Genomic DNA, 16497 nt, shown 5'->3' with positions numbered 1-16497 from the left:
ACCCCGGACCGTGGGTCAGGAAGGACGGTTCGCCTTGGCCACGTCGCCGCTGAACAGCTTGTCCAGGAAGGCGTCGAGGTCTCCGTCGGTGCGCGACTGGTACCACTGGCCGTACTCCTGGTAGCCGATCGCGGGGTCGTATCCGAGGCCCACGACGGTGTCGAGCCAGCTCTCCATCGTCGACTGCGCGTCGTCGACGAAGGTCGCGGGGTCCTCGACGCCCGCCAGCTCGCTGCGTGCGCCCTCGATGATCCCGGCGTTCGCGTCCTCGAGCGCCGCGGTGACATCGTCCTCGAACGCCTCGACCGTGCCGCCGTACTTCTCGGACTGCACGAGCAGGTCCATCTCGGCGCCCATGCCGCTGTTGATCTGGGCCTCGACGAACACATCGAGCCGGTCGTGGAGCAGCTGGCGGGCGGGGAGGGGCAGCGACTCGAAGACGCTCTGGTTGATGACGAGCGAGGCGAAGCCGCCCGCGAAGCCGGTCGTGGGGACGTAGCGGACGTGCGGGGCGACCTCGACGGAGCCGTTGAGGGCGAGCGAGAGCGGGCCCGATGTGGTGCAGTCGATGACGCCGCGCTGCAGCGCCTCATAGATCTCCTGGACCGACAGGCTCACGCCCTCGATGCCCAGAGCGTTGAACTGCGGAGCGTTGAGCCGGGTGCCCATGCGGGCGCTTGCGCCCTTGAGCTCGGCGAGTGTCGAGCGCGGGCTCGAGCAGGCGATGACATCCGGGCCGAGCGCGTAGACCGGCAGGAGCGGGTAGAGCCCGATCTTCTCGAACTCGGCGCGGATCGGCTCCGAGGCGAGGGACGACTCGAAGGACCAGCCCATGAGCTGCAGAAGGCCGACGAGCGGTGTCTGCTCCGCCGTGATGCTCATGTCGATCAGGGCGTTGGAGGCGGCGAGCTCCTCGGGCTGGTAGGCGGGGATCGTGTAGGACATGTCCAGACGACCGTCTGCGACGGCGTCGCTGACCTCGGTGGCCGGAGCGACAGAGTAGGAGAAGTTCGTCTCGAACTCGATCTTGCCGCCGGACCAGTCGGTGACGGCTTCCTGGTACTCCTCGAAGTACTTGCTCGTGATCGTCCCCGGCGCGCCCGCGGTCTGTGTGATCAGCGTGATCTGGTCGAGGTCGGCGAAGGCGGCCTGGTACTCCGCCTTGCTCGCCCCGAAGGGCACCCCAGCGGAGTCGGAGGATCCGCCGCCGCCCGCCGTGGTGCTGCCGCAGCCCGCGAGGGCCAGGGTCGTGACGATCGCGACGGCAGCGGTCTGTGCGGCTCGCCTCATCAGGGGTGCATGGTGTTTCTGGGGCACGGTGTTCTCCTTCTCGTGCGTGATTGCTGAAGCGCGGCGCGCGTCAGCCCATGGAGGGCAGGAACGTCGCAATCTCCGGGAAGAAGATCAGGAGCAGGATGATCGCGACCGACGCGGGCATGAGCCACAGGATGGCGACGAAGACGTCGCGGAGGGTGATGTTCACGCCCTGGTTCACCGCGGGGTCCTTGGTGATGTTGTGGATGATGTACGCGAGGATGCCGACGGGCGGTGTGAGCACCGCGAGCTCGCCCATGAAGACGACGAAGACGCCGAACCAGAGCAGCGAGATGTCCATCGCCTCGAGCGTGGGAACGAGGATCGGGACCGTGAGCAGCATCATCGCGAGCGGGTCGAGGAACATGCCCATGATGAGGTAGATGACGGCCATCAGCAGGAGGAACTGCCACGCGGCCATCTGCGTGCTGGTGATCCACTCGCCGAGGTCGCGGGTCACGCCCGACAGCGTCAGCATGCGCGAGAACATCGTCGCGCCGATGAGCAGCAGGAAGATCGCCCCGGTCGAGACGGCAGTGCTGACGGCAGCAGAGCCGATCGCGGCGAACGGGCGGTCCTTGCGCTTGTAGTAGACGGTGAGGACGACTGCCAGGAGCGCCGCGACGGCGCCGGCTTCGGTGACCGTCAGCGTCCCGGTGTAGATCCCGCCGATGATGATGCCGATGAGGACGGGGATCGGCCACGCCGAGAGCAGACTCCGCCAGCGCTCGGACCAGGTCGAGGTCTCGCGGACGCGGGGGCCGCCGTTGACGTTGGTCAGACGCGGCCACACCATGCTCATCGCCACGAGCACGATGGCGAAGACGATGGCGACGAGGATGCCGGGGCCGAGGCCCGCGATCAGCTGCGGGCCCACGGGCACGCTCGCGATCCCCGCGTAGATCACGAGCATGATGCTGGGCGGGATGAGCTGGCCGGGCAGGCCCGACACGGCGACCGAGACGATCGCGAGCCGCTTGTCGTATCCCGCCTTGATCATCTCCGGGATGCCGACGCGCGCGAGGGCGTAGGTCGTCGCGATAGACGAGCCGCTCACGGCCGCCAGTCCCGCGCCGGCGAAGTTCGTGCCGACGGCGAGGCCTCCCGGCATCCAGCCGAGCCACGACTTCGCCGTGCCGTAGACGCGCGTCGTGATGCCGGACTGCCAGAGGAGGAGGCCCATGAGCACGAACATGGGGATGACGCTGAGCGTCCATTCCGCCACGGCGTTGTAGGGGAGGTCCATGAGCGCGCTCTCGGCGGCGGCGGGACCTCGCAGCGCGAGGGTCCCGAGAAGCCCCGGGACGACGAGCGCGACCGCCACGGGGGCCTTCACGAAGACGAGCCCCAGCATCATGATGATGCCCATCAGGCCGATCGTGATGGCGCTGGCGCCCGTGAACATCACGACCGCGGGGACGAGGATCGCGGCGGCGAGGATGATGAGCAACGCCCACGACGAGGGGCGGTCCTTCGGGACCCGATCGGTGCCGATCGGTGCAGGGACGAACGTGCTGGTGTCGGTCATTTCTCGGGCTCCCCGGTCGCGGCGGACGCGTGCGAGAGCATCCGTCGAATGCCTCGGATCAGCTGGATGGTGAGGATCACGGCGAAGGCCGCGAACGCGATGGGAAGGAAGAACGTCGCCGGCCAGATGGCCACTCCGCTGACACCGGCCGTGCGACCGATCTCTGCGCTCTCGATCGCCATCAGCGCGCCGAAGTACGCGAAGAGCACCGCGACGACGAGGGTCAGCACCTGCAGCACGATCTCGACGATCGGGCGGGCGACGCGAGGCAGCCGGTCAAAGAGCAGGCTCGCTTCGATGTGCTCGTTGTTGACCTGGGCGAGGGCGATCCCGAGTGCGGCGATGAGGGGGATGTACCAGAACTGCGTGTACTCGAGCGTGCCGAAGATCGGCTGATTGAAGAACGCCCGGAAGAGCGCGTTGAGCACGACGTGCACCATCATCGCGAAGATCGAGACGATGGTGACGGCGGCGACGATCGTGCCGAACAGCCCCCGCCGGGGCGCGACGGCCTCCGGGGCGGCGATGGATTCGTCGGTCATGAGTAGAGCCCCTCGATGATGTCGGCGTACTTCGCGATGATCGGCTCGCGGCGCATCTTGGAGGTCGGCGTGAGCTCGACCGTTCCGGGCAGCCACTCGTGGGGAAGCACGTGGAACTTCTTGATCTGCTCGACCCTGTTGAGCTTCTCGTTGCCTCGCGCGACCGCTTCGCCCACGGCGGCGAGGAGCCGCGGATCCTCGGCGAGCGTGCGCAGGTCCGTCGCTGCCAGGCCCTCCTGTGCGGCCCAGGACCGGGCGTACTCGCCGTCCAGCACGATGAGGGCGACCAGGTAGGGCCGCCCCTCGCCGAACGCGAGCGTCTGGCCGATGAGGGGGCTGGAGCTGATGATCGCCGACTCGACCGTGACGGGCGAGACGTTCTTGCCGCTCGAGGTGACGAGGATCTCCTTCTTGCGGCCGATGACCTTGAGGTAGCCGGCGTCGTCGAGGGAGCCGAGGTCTCCCGTGTGCAGCCAGCCTTCGTCGTCGACGGCCTCCGCCGTCGCGTCGGGGCGATTGTGGTAGCCCACGAAGATGCTCGGACCGCGAAGCAGGATCTCGCCGTCGTCCGCGATCTTCAGCTCGACATGGACGCCCGGGCGCCCGACGGTGCCGATGCGGATCTCGCCCATTCGGGCAGACGTTCCGCCGGCGCCGCTCTCGGTCAGGCCGTACACCTCCGCCATCGGGATGCCGATCGCGTGGTAGAACTCCATCAGCGGCCCGGGGTTGGGGGCGGTCGCGACGACCGCGATCTGGAGGTTGTCCAAGCCCACCTGCGCGCGCCAGGGCTGGATCAGCTCGTCGCGCGCGCGGGCCGAGAGGGCGCGGACCTCGTCGGGCACCGCGTCGCCCGCCTGCTCGCAGCGCACCTGCTGGAAGCTCGCCTCCAGGCCCTTCGTCACGGCATCCCGCTCGGCCTCGTCGAGGGTCAGCACCCAGGACTCGAACGAGGCGCGCAGCTTCTCGAAGGTGCGCGGCGGCCCGTAGAAGTAGCCGGGGTTGATCTCGGGAAGGACGTTGACGACCTCCCGGGGGTCGGCCACCGTGACAGCCTCGAAGCCCTGGACGACCGTCATCCCGTAGCCGCCGGTGCGCTCGCCGATGTGGGCGGTGGGAAGCCACGAGACGATCGTGGTCCCCGTGGGGGCCTTGACGGCGCGCAGCGTGGAGTCGGCGGCGTACATCAGGTTGCGGTGGGAGATGAGGGCGCCCTTGGGTGCTCCGGTCGTTCCGCTCGTGTAGATCATCGTCAGCAGGTCGTCCGGCTCGGGGTCGCGCACCGACGACAGGTCGACCTCGGCGCCGCGGGCGACGAGGTCGTCGACTGCGAGCCAGCCGTCGGCGGTGGGCTCGTCGAGCATGACGCGCAGCTCCGGCAGCTCGACGCCCTCGAGTCGAGGGAGGAACGGCGCCGAGACGATGATGGCCCGGGCACCGGAGTCCTCCAGGGCGTAGGAGTTCTGTTCGCGCGAGGATGTCGCGTACAGCGAGAAGGGGACGACGCCCAACCGCACGAGGGCGAGGTCGATCGCGAAGAACTCGGGACGATTCGCCATGAGCATCGCGATCTTGTCGCCGCGGCGGAGCCCCAGGCTGTGGAAGCCCTTTGCGAGGGCCTCGACGCGCTCTCCCAGTTCCCGCCACGTGTAGCTCAGGCGGTTGTCGTGGGAGCGGACGGCGACGCTGTCGGGGCGGCGCGATATCGTCCGCGCCAGTGCCTCCGTGAGGGTGCCCGTCGGTTCGAGGGGAACATAGGTGGCGAGTTCGTCTGTGGGCATCATCGTCCATCCGGGGTCAGCGCTGACTGCACGTGTGGTGAGAGTATCAACCAATCGTTTGGTCTGCGTCAAGAGTGCGGCCTGCGGTGAGCGGGGCGTGTTGATGCGATCGCGTCCGGCATTCCATGTCTCCCCTGGCCCTCGTCGTTGAGAACAGCCACAGGGACATGTTATTCATAACAACGATAGGCATAGACGAGCGGGAGGCCGACGATGAGCGAGGCGACGATGATGGGCGACGGAACGGCCGCGGGCATGCCCGCCTTCGACTTCGTGGTCGAGGAGGGGAAGGTCGCCGAGTTCGCTCGGGCGACGGGTGCTCCCGTGGGGAAGGGTGACCTCGCCCCCGTGACGTTCCTCGCCGCGAGCGCCCTGTGGATGATGCCCGAGAACTCGGTCTGGCACACGGTCCAGCGCGACTACCGGCGAGTGCTCCATGGCGAGCAGCGGTTCGACTACCCGCGGGGGCTCCCCGTCATCGGCACGCGGTACCGTGCGCGCCAGCACTTCGGGCGCAGCTTCGAGAAGGCCGGGTCCCGGGGTGTGATGGAGTTCACCGAGGTGATCACCTCGTTCTGGACCGAAGACGAATCCCGGCCCGACGCCACGATGACGGCGCTGACGATCACGCTGCCCGAGCACAGCGGCGACGGGTCCGACGCCCCCCGCCCCGGGGTATCCGCGGACGCAGCCTCCGAGATCCCCGCCGCGATCCTCACGCACGTGACGCAGCCGCTGACGATCACCGACTTCGTGCGCTACCAGGGCGCCTCGGGCGACTTCAATCCGATCCACCACGATGCGCAGTTCGCGCAGGACGCCGGGTATCCCTCGCCGTTCGCGGTGGGGATGCTGTCGGCCGGTGTCGCCGCCGCTCAGCTGGGAGAAGCGCGCGACATCGCGACCCTGCGCAGCTTCCAGACGCGGTGGAAGGCTCCCGCGTGGCCGGGCGACCGGCTGACCTACGCGGTCCGCGACGGCGGGGACGACGCTCTGGAGGTCACGGTGACCCGCCCGGACGGCAGCGTGCACATGCTCGCGCGGGGCGAGTTCGCCTGACCGACGTCTCAGCGCGGGTAGACGTCCACGCCCACCGAGCAGTTCCTCGTCCGGTCGAGGAAGTTGGCTTCGTCTTCGGCGAGGACGGCGGTGACCTCCGGCGACTGCAGGTCGCTGCGGAACTTCTCCCACGCGGCGTCGTCTTCGAACCACAGTTCGGTCACGACATCGAACCCGAGGTCCGGCGGCGGGGTCTGACGCGCCCCCGTAGTCGTGTCGAGATAGTTGCGCCGGTACTCGCCGATGGAGGGGAGAAGCCGGCGGACGAGCGGCACGTGGTGGTCCTCGTAGTAGCGGATGAACTGCTCGCGGGTCAGATCCGCCCGCTTGGTCAGGAGGACCATCACCTTGCGGGGGCCCGTGCCGGAGGCCTCCGGTCCGCCGTGCGGAGAGTCCTGTTCGTCGATGAGTGTCATGCGCGGCTCCTTCGCCCGTCGGGGGCGTAGGGCCCCAGCTGTGCGGTCGATGCTAATCGTTACCAGAGAAGGAGGAGTTGCTTCGACGTCTTTTCGTCGACTTATGATCGACAGCACGGCCGGCGGCCACTTTCGGAGCCGAGGCTGTGGTGTGCGGCGGCGCATCGGGAGTTCGTGATTGCACGGTCGTACACGAAGCGGGCAGAGTCGGGAGTCACCGGCACGATGCCGCACGATGGAGGGTGAACCACATGGCTGGTCGCACGAAGAGCACTGAAGGCGCCGCTGAGCGCAAGGGCGGTGCGCGCGAAGGGCGGCGGTTCGACCGCTACGAGATCCTCATCGACACCGCCGCCGACCTGTTCCGCACGAACGGATACGACGCGACGAGTCTGCAGCAGATCGCGGACAAGGTCGGGATCCTCAAGGGGAGCCTGTACTACTACATCGACACCAAAGAGGACCTGCTCTTCGCGATCATCCAGCGCAATCACGAGCGCATCATCCAGGGGAACTCGGAGTGGCGCAGCATCACCGATGACCCGCTCGCGGCCATCCGGTCCTTCGTGGAAGGCCACATGCGCTGCACGATGGGCAATGTCACCTATTCCGAGGTCTTCATCCGGGACTTCCGCTCGCTCAGCGAGGTGCACTCGAAGGAGATCCGGCACGCGCAGGAGGAGTACGACCACGAGTTCCGGGCACTCATCCGTGTCGCCGCGGATGCCGGACTGCTGCGCGACGGTGTCGAGCCGTCCTTCGCCTCGCGCGCCATCTTCGGCATGAGCAACTGGATCTTCTACTGGTTCCGGCCCGGTGGCGAGCTCACTCGCGAGGACGTCGTCGCCAAGATGTCGGAGTACGCGATGGCGAGCCTTCGCTGACCCGATCCCGACCGTCCGGTCCAGGGGCGGCGGCGTATCTGCGCTTGCCAACCAACCTTTTGGTTGGTTAGTCTTCGACGAGATCGGTGCCCGGTGAGATGCGGGGTGCCGTGACGAACAGACCACACCGACGTGGAGGATGTCGTGCACACCCGAGCATCAGCGGCAGACGCGCCGCCGCCGTCCGAGGAGACCGTCCTTCTCGATGTCGCCGACGGCATCGCGACGATCACCCTCAACCGTCCCGCGCGCCTGAACGCGATGAACGGCGAGATGCAGCGCGCGCTGCCCGCGCGACTGGCCGAAGCGGCCGACCGTGACGACGTCCGCGTCATCATCCTGACCGGGGCAGGGCGCGGATTCTGCGCGGGCGCGGACTTCAGCGTGCTCGAAGGGCTCGGCGACGGTGACGAGGTGACGATGCCCGAGCGCGAGCTGCTCATTGCGCGGACGATCCCCAAGCCCGTCATCGGCGTCGTCAACGGGCCCTGCGCGGGCATCGGACTCGTCTTCGCGTTGGCGTGCGACATCCGCTTCGCCGCCGCCGACGCCACGTTCGGAACCGGCTTCGCGAGACGAGGGCTCGTCGCCGAGCAGGGGCTGGCATGGCTGCTGACGAATCTCGTCGGCCCCTCGCGTGCGATGGACCTCCTGTTCACGTCGCGAACGTTCGACGGGGTGCAGGCGCGCCGACTCGGCGTCGTCGATCACGTGCGCTCGTCGAGCGTGCTCGCCGAGGCCGCGCGGGAGTACGCGCGCGGCCTGATCGAGAACGGCTCGGCCGTCTCGATGGGTGTCATGAAGTGGCAGGTGCAGCGCGCAGCCGGCTCCTCGTTCTGGGAGGCCTTCGACGACGATGCCGACATCACGCAGCAGGCGCTGACGGGGCGGGACTTCGTGCAGATCGGGTCGCGCCTGGGCAAGGAGCGTCCGGACTACGCGCCGATCCCGGCGGGTCGTCTCGGGGATGCCCCGCCCGTGCACCTCATTCCGACTTCCGATTGATCATTCCACCGGGCGAGCGCCCGGTGCCGCTGAGAAGAGGTGCACATGGCTGGACTCACAGGCCGGACCGCGACGATCGTGGGCGCGACACGGCTGCCCATCGGGCGGGGGCGACTGGACGTCGGGATGTACCGGGACGAGCACCCCGTCGCGCTGCTCGGTCGCGCGTACACGGGTCTGCTCGAGCAGGTCGGGATCGACCCCGCGGGGGTCGACGATGTCATCGCGGGCTGCGGGCAGCCCTTCGGCGTGCAGTCCGCCAACGTCGCCCGCCTCGCCTGGCTGCACGAGAACCTTCCCGTCCAGACGCCTGCGACCACGGTCGACCGCGCGTGCGGCTCCTCCCAGCAGGCGGTGAACTCGGCCGCGAGCCTCATCGCCTCAGGAGCAGGGGACCTCGTCATCGGTGCGGGTGCCGAGCACATGGGGCGCATCCCGTTCGCTGCCGGCCCGGAGATCCAGAAGACCTGGGGGAGCCCGTTCACCGAGCAGCTCCTCGAGCATTTCCCCCTGGTCAATCAGGGCGAGGCGGCCGAGCGGGTGGCCGAGAAGTACGGCGTCACCCGGACGGAGATGGACGAGTTCTCGGCCCGGTCGCACCGGCTCGCCGCCGCCGCGCGGGATGAGGGGCGCTTCGACAGGGAGATCACGCCTTTCGCGACGACGCATGGCCTCGTCGAGGCCGACCAGGGCATCCGGCCCGGGACGAACGTGGCGGATCTGGCGCAGCTGGCACCCGTCTTCCGTCCCGACGGGCGGATCACGGCGGGCAGCTCGTCGCAGATCTCCGACGGGGCGGCCGCCGTCCTCGTGGGCGAACTGGATCGTGTCCGCGCACTCGGGCTCGCTCCGCGCGCCGTCATCCGTGACGCGATCACCGTCGGCTGCGACCCTGTCCTGATGCTGGAGGGCCCGATCCCCGCGACCCAGCGGATCCTCGAGCGCAACGGCATGACGGTGGACGACATCGACCTGTTCGAGTGCAACGAGGCGTTCGCCGCGATCGTGCTCGCGTGGCAGCACGAGATCGAGCCGGACCCTGAGCGCGTCAACGTCAACGGCGGGGCGATCGCCCTGGGGCATCCCCTGGGTGCGAGCGGCGCGCGGCTGATCACGACGCTTCTGCACGAGCTCGAGCGGCGCGACAAGGAGTTCGGGCTCGTCACGATGTGCTGCGGCGGAGGCTTCGGCACGGCGACCCTCATCCAGCGGGTCTGAACCCGGCTCCGGCCCACCTGAGACGAGGACCGCGCCATGTATGACGAGATCGCTGCCGGCTCGCGGGCGTTCTTCGCCCGAGAAGCGCCGCTGAGGAGCCTCAGAGACCACATCGAATCGGAGGGCGAGGGCTTCGACCTCCGCGTCTGGGCGCGCTTCTGTCAAGAGCTCGGCGGCGGATCCCTGCTGCTGCCATCCGAGGACGGCGGCGAGCCGGGTGACCTGATGGCCGCCTCGATCGTCGCCGAGCAGGCGGGCCGGGTGCTCTACGGCGGGCCGTACCTCTCGCTGTGGGCTGCCGGACTCCTGCTCGGTGAGCGCGCCGGTGCGGAGCTGGCCGACGCGGTGGCGGGCTCCCGGATCGTGGCGGCGAGCCTTCGGGATGACGCCGTGACGGCGCGGTGGGACGGCGAGGCGTGGCGCCTGAGTGCGGAAGAGCTCCCCGTCGAGTACCTGGCGGCCTGCGAGGTCGTCTATGTCGTCGCCGACACCGGTGCAGGTCTCGGCGTCTTCCGGGTGGACCCCGCGGGCGCGGCCGTCGAGCGCAGCAGCGCCGTGGTGCTGGATCTCACTCGCCGGGTGGGGCTCCTGACTCTGCGCGAGGTCGAGGCCGCGCGTCTGGACCCGGGGCCCGATGCGCGCGCTGCCGTGCGCGCCGCGCAGGCGAAGGTGGCCCTCCTGCGTGCAGCGGAAGCGCTGGGTGCTTCGGGACGCATCCTCGAGGTGACGACGGAGTACGCCAAGGTCCGCGAGCAGTTCGGCCGGCCGATCGCCGGCTTCCAGGCCGTCAAGCACGCGCTCGCTGAGCTGTTCATCGACGACGATGCCGCGACGGCGGCCGTCTCGGAGGCGACGCGGCTGGCGGCGGCCGGGGCGGATCCGTCACGCGTCGAGACCGCCGTGCTCGCGGCGTCGCTCATCGCGGGCGATGCGTTCGTGCGGACGAGTGAGCAGGCCATCCAGATCCACGGCGGAATCGGCTTCACGTGGGAGCATGATGCGCATCTCTTCTACCGCCGGGCGCTCGCCGAGACGGGGGCGGCGGGGCCGCGCTCGCTCCGGCTGGGGCGGCTCGCGTCGCTCGTGCGCACGACGGGTCCGGCGAAGGAGGATGCCGCGCCGGTGCCCGGCGCGGAGGATGTCGCCGAGGACACCGCCGAATTCCGCCTGCGCGCTCGCGCGTGGCTGACAGATGCGATTGCCGCAGGGCAGGCGCCGGATGTCCGGCCCGGGCCGTCGAGCACGACGGCGGAGGGCATCGACGCGGCCAAACGGTACCAGCGTCGGCTGTACGACGCCGGCTTCGCGGGCATCTCCTATCCGCCCCGCTACGGCGGGGCGGGGCTCACGGCGGCCCACGACGACATCTTCTCCGAAGAGACCCGGAGCACGGCCGCCGGTGAGGACAAGCTGTTCCGCATCGGTATCGGGATGATCGGACCGGCGATCCTCGAACTCGGCACCGAGGAGCAGCGCGCGCGCCTGATCCCGCCGCTGCTGCGCGGCGAAGAAGTGTGGTGCGAGCTCTTCTCGGAGCCGGGATCCGGCTCCGACATGGCAGCGGCGAGGACCACCGCGGTCGCCGACGGCGACGACTTCGTCGTGACGGGCCAGAAGGTGTGGACATCGAACGCGCACCTGTGCGACTTCGGGCTGCTGCTGGCCCGCACGGATCCGAGTGCCCCCAAGCATCGAGGGCTCACGATGTTCATCGTCCCGATGACCAGCGCGGGGGTCGAGGTGCGCCCGCTTCGGCAGATGACGGGAGAGTCCGACTTCAACGAGGTCTTCCTCGACGGTGTGCGGGTTCCGCGTGAGAACATCATCGGCGAGCTCGACGAGGGGTGGCGCGTGGCCCGTCTCGTGCTGATGCACGAGCGGATGGCGATGGGAGCCAGTGCCGTCTCCCGGGTGTCGCTCGAGGACCTGTTCGCCCTCGCCGCGGCTTCCGGGCGCGACGAGGATCCCCTCACGCAGGCGGAGTTGGCAGAGCAGGTGCTCGCCGAGGTGCGCCTGCGCGCGTACTTCGAGTACATCAGCGGCGATGCGCATCGCCGGCCCCTCGTCTCCGAGACGGGCGCGGTCGCCAAGGCGCTCATGACGCGGACGATGCAGGATGCCGGAGCGCTCGCGGTCCGGCTTCTCGGCCCCGCTGCGGCCGCGTGGCGGCCCGGAAGCGAGACAGGCGTCATCCTGAAGCGCGTTCTCGCCGCGGAGGCCTTCTCCATCGCCGGCGGGACCGACAACATCCTGCGCAATCTCGTGGGCGAGCGGGTCCTGGGGCTGCCGCGCGATTGAGCTGCGGGCACGCTGGAAAATACCAACCAGTTGGTTGACAAGGGTCGAGAGGCTCCCTAGATTCCTAGGAAGACGCACCGATGTCGCGTCGTGAACTGTGGAGGTTGAAGTGGCCGAAGAACGAGCCTTGGAGTTCGGACCGGTGTCCGTCACCAAGCGCGACGGCGTCGCGCTGGTCGTCGTGGACTACCCGCCGGTCAATGCGATGGGAAGCGACGTCCTCACCGGGCTGTCGCAGGCCGCGGCGGCACTGGACTCCGACACGTCCGTGCGCGCGATCGTCCTCACGGGCGGCGGTGACAAGGCCTTCATGGCGGGTGCCGACATCAGCGAGTTCGAAGCCATCCGCACGAAGGAGGGCGGGATGGCGACCCACTCGCGCTGGGCAGGCGGCGTGCTCGCTGCCTGGGCGGACCTCCCCCAGCCGGTCATCGCCGCCGTGCAGGCCAGTGCGGTCGGCGGCGGGCTCGAGATCGCACTGACGGCCGACCTCATCCTCTCCGAGCCGACGGCCAAGTTCGGGCTCACCGAGGTTCGGCTGGGCCTGATCCCCGCGGGCGGCGGCACGCAGCGCCTTCCCCGGCGGATCGGTGTCTCGGCGGCGCGGGAGCTCATGTTCCTCGGCTCGGTCATCGACGCCGCGCGCGCGGAGCACCTCGGCATCGTCAACCGGGTGACCGAACCCGGCACCGTCGTCGACGAGGCCATGGCGCTCGCGACCAAGATCGCCCGCAACCCGCGCGGAGCCGTGCAGACGATCAAGCGGATCACACGCGAGGACTTCGGTGGGGCCCTGGACGCGGAGCGCGAGGCGTTCCTGGTCGTGGCCGCATCCGAGGACTTCCAGGAAGGCTTCTCCGCCTTCCTCGAGAAGCGCACGCCGGAATTCAGTCACCGCTGATGCGCCCCCTCGAAGGACTCACCGTCGTCGACCTCAGCAGGATGCTGCCGGTGGGCGTGCTCAGCCAGATGCTTGCGGACCTCGGCGCACGCGTCATCAAGATCGAGCGGCCCGGCACGGGCGAGGAGGCGCGCGAGTACGGGGGGCGCCTCCCCGGTGGTGCTTCGGCCGGGCACGCGTTCATCGACCGCGGCAAGGAGTCCGTCGCCGTCGATCTCAAGCATCCCCACGGCCTCGAGATCGTCCGCGCGCTCGTCGGCCGCAGCGACGCCGTCCTGGAATCGTTCCGTCCCGGAGTGGCCGAGCGGCTCGGCGTCGGGTACGAGCAGCTGCGTGCCGTCAACGAAAGGCTCGTGTACTGCTCCGTCAACGGATACGGATCGGGCGGGCCTCGCGACGGCGATCCGAGCCATGATCTGAACTACCTGGCCTACAGTGGCGCGCTGCACTTCAGCGGCTCCGCCGACGGCGGCCCGCAGCTGTCCGGCATCCAGTCGGCCGACCTCATCGGCGGGCTCGCCGGCGCCGTGGGGCTCCTCGCGGCGCTGTGGTCGGTTCGCGGCGGAGGCCCGGGAGCCAAGGTCGAAGTCGGACTCGCGGATGCCGCGCTGTGGGCGATGGGGATGCACGTCTCCTCCTGGCTCGCCGACGGTCGCAGCCACGCTCCGGCCTCGACCGCCGTCACCGGCGCGGTGCCGTCCTACGGCGTGTACCGCTGCGCCGATGGCCGATACCTCGCTGTCGCCGCGCTCGAGCCGCAGTTCTGGGCCGAGTTCGTCGACGCGGCCGGTCGCCCCGATCTGCTCGCCCGCCGGACGGACCCCGCGGCGATCGGCGAGGTCGCCGACCTCGTCGCCTCGCGGGATCTCGCCGCGTGGGTGCAGCTGCTCGAGGGCCGCGAGACCTGCGTGACACCGGTCCAGACCTTCGCCGAGGCGTTGGTCGATCCGCAGTTCCAGGCGCGCGGGATGTTCGTCCCGGTGCCGGGATCCCCAGACGCCCTGCAGGTGGGCAGCCCCATCCGCATGGCACGACCGTGGACGCCCGGAAGGGCGGCCCACCCTGTCGTCGGCGGTGATGCCGAGAGCATCCTGTCCGAACTCGAGCTTTCGGCCGACATCTCGCGCTCCGCGCGCGAGTGGGCGGCGATGGACCCCAACAAGAGGGAGCAGTGATGGCGATGTCACCCGATGATGTGATGCTCGTTGCGGGCGCACGTACCCCGTTCAGCAGGTTCGGCGGCGCGCTTCGCGATGTGCCGAGCGTGGACCTCGCGACCTTCGCGATGGTCAAGGCCATGGAAGCTGCGGGCATCTCGCCCAGCGACGTCGACGAGGTGTACAACGGCGTGACGATCCCCGCTGAAGAGGCGCTGGAGGGATCGATCCCGGCCCGCGTGGCGATGCTTCGGGCGGGGATCCCCGAGGACCGGCTCTCCCTCACGATCGACCGGGCATGCTGCTCGTCGATGACGGCCGTCCAGCTGGGGGCGCGCGCGATCCAGAGCGGCCAGAGCGACGTCGTTCTCGTGGGCGGTGCCGACAACATGGGTCGGGCGGCGTTCCTGATGAACCCCGCGATCCGGTGGGGCATCCGCCGCGGCGGCCCCACGCTCAAGGACCCGATGGCCGAGCCCGGTGCCGATATCGGCGGGAAGCCCGTCGCGGTCGACGCCGGCGAGGTCGCAGCCGAGCACGGGATCACCCGCGGGGAATCGGACGAGTTCGCCCTTCGCAGCCACCAGACCTACTTCGAGGCGAAGGCGCGCGGCTTCTTCGACGGCGAGATCGTGCCCTACGTGAGTGACCGCGGCAGTCTCGATCAGGATGAGGGGCCCCGCCCCGACACGACGATCGAGAAGCTCGCGAGCCTGAAGACCATCTTCGGCGGCCCGATCGTGACGGCCGGGAATGCGCCGGGGCAGGATTCCGGCGGCTGCTACCTCGTGCTCGCGCGACGAAGCTGGGTCGAGGAGCGCGGTCTGACGGCGCTGGCCACACTGACCGGAACGGGAAGCGCCGCACGCGCCCCGCGTGAGATCCCCGTCGCTCCGGCCGATGCGATCCGCCTCGCCCTGAAATCGGCGGGCTGGAATCTGCGGGACGTGGACCGGTTCGAGATCAACGAGGCGTTCGCCGCCGTGCCGCTGACCTCGGCGCGCGTCCTCGCCGAGGGCGACGCCGCGACCGAAGGCTGGATCCTGGGACGGCTGAACGTCAACGGCGGCGCCGTGGCGATGGGGCACCCGCCGGGGGCTTCGGGCGCCCGCATCCTGCTGACCCTCGCGAGAGGTCTCGCGGAGAAGGGCGGCGGGCGCGGCGTCGCCTCCATCTGCGGCGGGCTGGGCCAGGGAGACGCCGTCGCGCTCGAGGTGCAGGCATGACCGCCCTCGGCGTGACCTTCGAGCCGATCGACCGCGAGGACCTCGCGTCGCTCGCCGATCTCGCGTTCGGGCTCGGCGCCAAGTACGAGGGCAAGAAGTACGCCGACCTGGACGCGGCGCGGGATCACTGGAACGAGGTCTGTGAACTGGGCCTCGCCGCCGTCTCGCTGTCTCCCGAGTACGGCGGTGTCGGCACGATCAAGGACATGCTGCTCGTCGCGGAGCGTCTCGCGGCGGGCGGATACCCCGCCGGCAAGCTGACGATCTCGACGGCCGTGTCCGGCGCCGTCATCCTCCGACACGGCTCCGAGGAGCAGAAGGCGCGCTGGCTCCCCGCCATCGGCGACGGCTCGCTGCGGTTCTGCTTCGCGCTGACCGAGCCCGAATCGGGATCGAACTCGGCGAACATGTCGACCAAGGCCACCCGCGAGGACGGCGGTTGGCGGATCACGGGCCAGAAGACCTACATCTCCGCCGTGGATGATTCCGACGTCATGCTCCTCGTCGCCCGCGACGCGGACAGCGGCGGCTTCTCGCTGTTCTCCATCCCGCTCCCGCACGAGGGCATCCAGATGCACGAGGTCGGCGTCATGGCGCCGGTGCCGGAGAAGCAGTGGACGCTGTTCTTCGATGATGTGCTGCTGGGGGAGGACGCCCTCATCGGTGCTTCCGGCGCCGGCGGACGGGCGCTCTTCGACGGGTTGAACCCCGAGCGCCTCATCGTCGCGGCGCAGGCGGTCGGGATCGGCCGCTGGTGTCTGGCGAAGGCGACGGAGTACGCGCGTCAGCGCGTGGTCTTCGACGTGCCGATCGGGCAGTATCAGGCCGTGCAGCACCCGCTGGCCGAAGCGCTCATCGAGCTGGAGGCAGCCTGGGCGCTCATCGAGCGCGGCGCCGACAAGTACATGTCGGGCGAGAACGCGGGCCTGGAGTGCAACATGGCCAAGGTGAAGGCCTGCGACGCGGGGCTGAAGGCCGCCGACGCGGCGCTGCAGACCTTCGGCGGCAGCGGCTTCACCGACGAGACCCTGCTGTTCGATCGCTTCGGGTATCTGCGCCTGCTCAAGACCGCCCCGGTGGCGCGCGAGCTCGCGCTGAACCAGATCGCGATGGCGGGGCTGTCGCTTCCGAAGTCCTACTGATCCGTCAGCACGGGGCCGCACGCGAG

General features: G+C 69.5%; 14 protein-coding genes. 9 read left to right on the top strand and 5 right to left on the bottom strand.

The window, feature by feature from the left end:
* Positions 1 to 15: 15 nt before the first annotated feature.
* The 4 genes from ACFC3F_RS14285 to ACFC3F_RS14270 form a co-directional block, all read right to left on the bottom strand.
* The gene (locus ACFC3F_RS14285) at positions 16 to 1290 is read right to left on the bottom strand and encodes a hypothetical protein (RefSeq protein WP_376131106.1); all 1275 of its coding nucleotides are present in this window, start codon (positions 1288 to 1290) and stop codon (positions 16 to 18) included.
* A gap of 70 nt (positions 1291 to 1360) precedes the next feature.
* Positions 1361 to 2842 (bottom strand): TRAP transporter large permease, encoded by a 1482-nt coding sequence (locus ACFC3F_RS14280; protein WP_376131103.1) that lies wholly within the window; start codon positions 2840 to 2842, stop codon positions 1361 to 1363.
* Positions 2839 to 3384 carry a TRAP transporter small permease gene (locus ACFC3F_RS14275; RefSeq protein WP_376131100.1) on the bottom strand — a complete coding sequence of 182 codons (546 nt, stop codon included), beginning with the start codon at positions 3382 to 3384 and terminating at the stop codon, positions 2839 to 2841. The genes ACFC3F_RS14280 and ACFC3F_RS14275 overlap by 4 nt, the downstream gene beginning before the upstream one ends.
* Complete coding sequence (locus tag ACFC3F_RS14270; RefSeq protein ID WP_376131097.1) at positions 3381 to 5168, bottom strand: AMP-dependent synthetase/ligase; 1788 nt, start codon at positions 5166 to 5168, stop codon at positions 3381 to 3383. Before ACFC3F_RS14270 ends, ACFC3F_RS14275 begins: the two co-directional genes overlap by 4 nt.
* Before the next feature lie 210 nt (positions 5169 to 5378).
* Between ACFC3F_RS14270 and ACFC3F_RS14265 the strand changes: the two genes are divergently transcribed.
* The gene (locus ACFC3F_RS14265; protein WP_376131093.1) at positions 5379 to 6224 is read left to right on the top strand and encodes a MaoC/PaaZ C-terminal domain-containing protein; all 846 of its coding nucleotides are present in this window, start codon (positions 5379 to 5381) and stop codon (positions 6222 to 6224) included.
* An 8-nt stretch (positions 6225 to 6232) separates the two neighbouring features.
* On the opposite strand, the gene ACFC3F_RS14260 is transcribed toward ACFC3F_RS14265, so the two are convergent.
* Positions 6233 to 6640, bottom strand: a complete 408-nt coding sequence (locus tag ACFC3F_RS14260; RefSeq protein WP_376131090.1) for an EthD domain-containing protein — start codon at positions 6638 to 6640, stop codon at positions 6233 to 6235.
* 251 nt (positions 6641 to 6891) lie between these two features.
* Here ACFC3F_RS14260 and ACFC3F_RS14255 point away from each other — a divergent pair, with 251 nt between their 5' ends.
* The 8 genes from ACFC3F_RS14255 (at position 6892) to ACFC3F_RS14220 (ending at position 16471) form a co-directional block, all read left to right on the top strand.
* Positions 6892 to 7524 (top strand): TetR/AcrR family transcriptional regulator, encoded by a 633-nt coding sequence (locus tag ACFC3F_RS14255; protein ID WP_376131087.1) that lies wholly within the window; start codon positions 6892 to 6894, stop codon positions 7522 to 7524.
* 144 nt (positions 7525 to 7668) lie between these two features.
* Positions 7669 to 8529, top strand: coding sequence for an enoyl-CoA hydratase-related protein (locus tag ACFC3F_RS14250; protein ID WP_376131084.1), 861 nt, complete (start codon positions 7669 to 7671; stop codon positions 8527 to 8529).
* A gap of 45 nt (positions 8530 to 8574) precedes the next feature.
* Positions 8575 to 9747 (top strand): thiolase family protein, encoded by a 1173-nt coding sequence (locus ACFC3F_RS14245; RefSeq protein ID WP_376131081.1) that lies wholly within the window; start codon positions 8575 to 8577, stop codon positions 9745 to 9747.
* A 36-nt stretch (positions 9748 to 9783) separates the two neighbouring features.
* Entirely contained in the window at positions 9784 to 12045 is a 2262-nt protein-coding gene (locus ACFC3F_RS14240) for an acyl-CoA dehydrogenase family protein (RefSeq protein WP_376131078.1), read from the top strand.
* A gap of 109 nt (positions 12046 to 12154) precedes the next feature.
* A complete protein-coding gene (locus tag ACFC3F_RS14235; protein ID WP_376131075.1) occupies positions 12155 to 12946 on the top strand; it encodes an enoyl-CoA hydratase/isomerase family protein in 792 nt (263 codons plus the stop codon).
* The gene (locus ACFC3F_RS14230) at positions 12946 to 14121 is read left to right on the top strand and encodes a CaiB/BaiF CoA transferase family protein (protein ID WP_376131073.1); all 1176 of its coding nucleotides are present in this window, start codon (positions 12946 to 12948) and stop codon (positions 14119 to 14121) included. Before ACFC3F_RS14235 ends, ACFC3F_RS14230 begins: the two co-directional genes overlap by 1 nt.
* Complete coding sequence (locus tag ACFC3F_RS14225; protein ID WP_376131070.1) at positions 14121 to 15329, top strand: thiolase family protein; 1209 nt, start codon at positions 14121 to 14123, stop codon at positions 15327 to 15329. Before ACFC3F_RS14230 ends, ACFC3F_RS14225 begins: the two co-directional genes overlap by 1 nt.
* Positions 15326 to 16471, top strand: a complete 1146-nt coding sequence (locus ACFC3F_RS14220) for an acyl-CoA dehydrogenase family protein (RefSeq protein ID WP_376131068.1) — start codon at positions 15326 to 15328, stop codon at positions 16469 to 16471. The genes ACFC3F_RS14225 and ACFC3F_RS14220 overlap by 4 nt, the downstream gene beginning before the upstream one ends.
* The last annotated feature ends 26 nt before the right edge of the window (positions 16472 to 16497 follow it).

The organism is Microbacterium sp. NPDC055910, from assembly GCF_042271185.1.
Classification (GTDB): Bacteria; Actinomycetota; Actinomycetes; order Actinomycetales; family Microbacteriaceae; genus Microbacterium.
The sequence above is the reverse complement of the archived record's forward strand: the minus strand, read 5'-3'. Positions and strand labels throughout refer to the sequence as shown.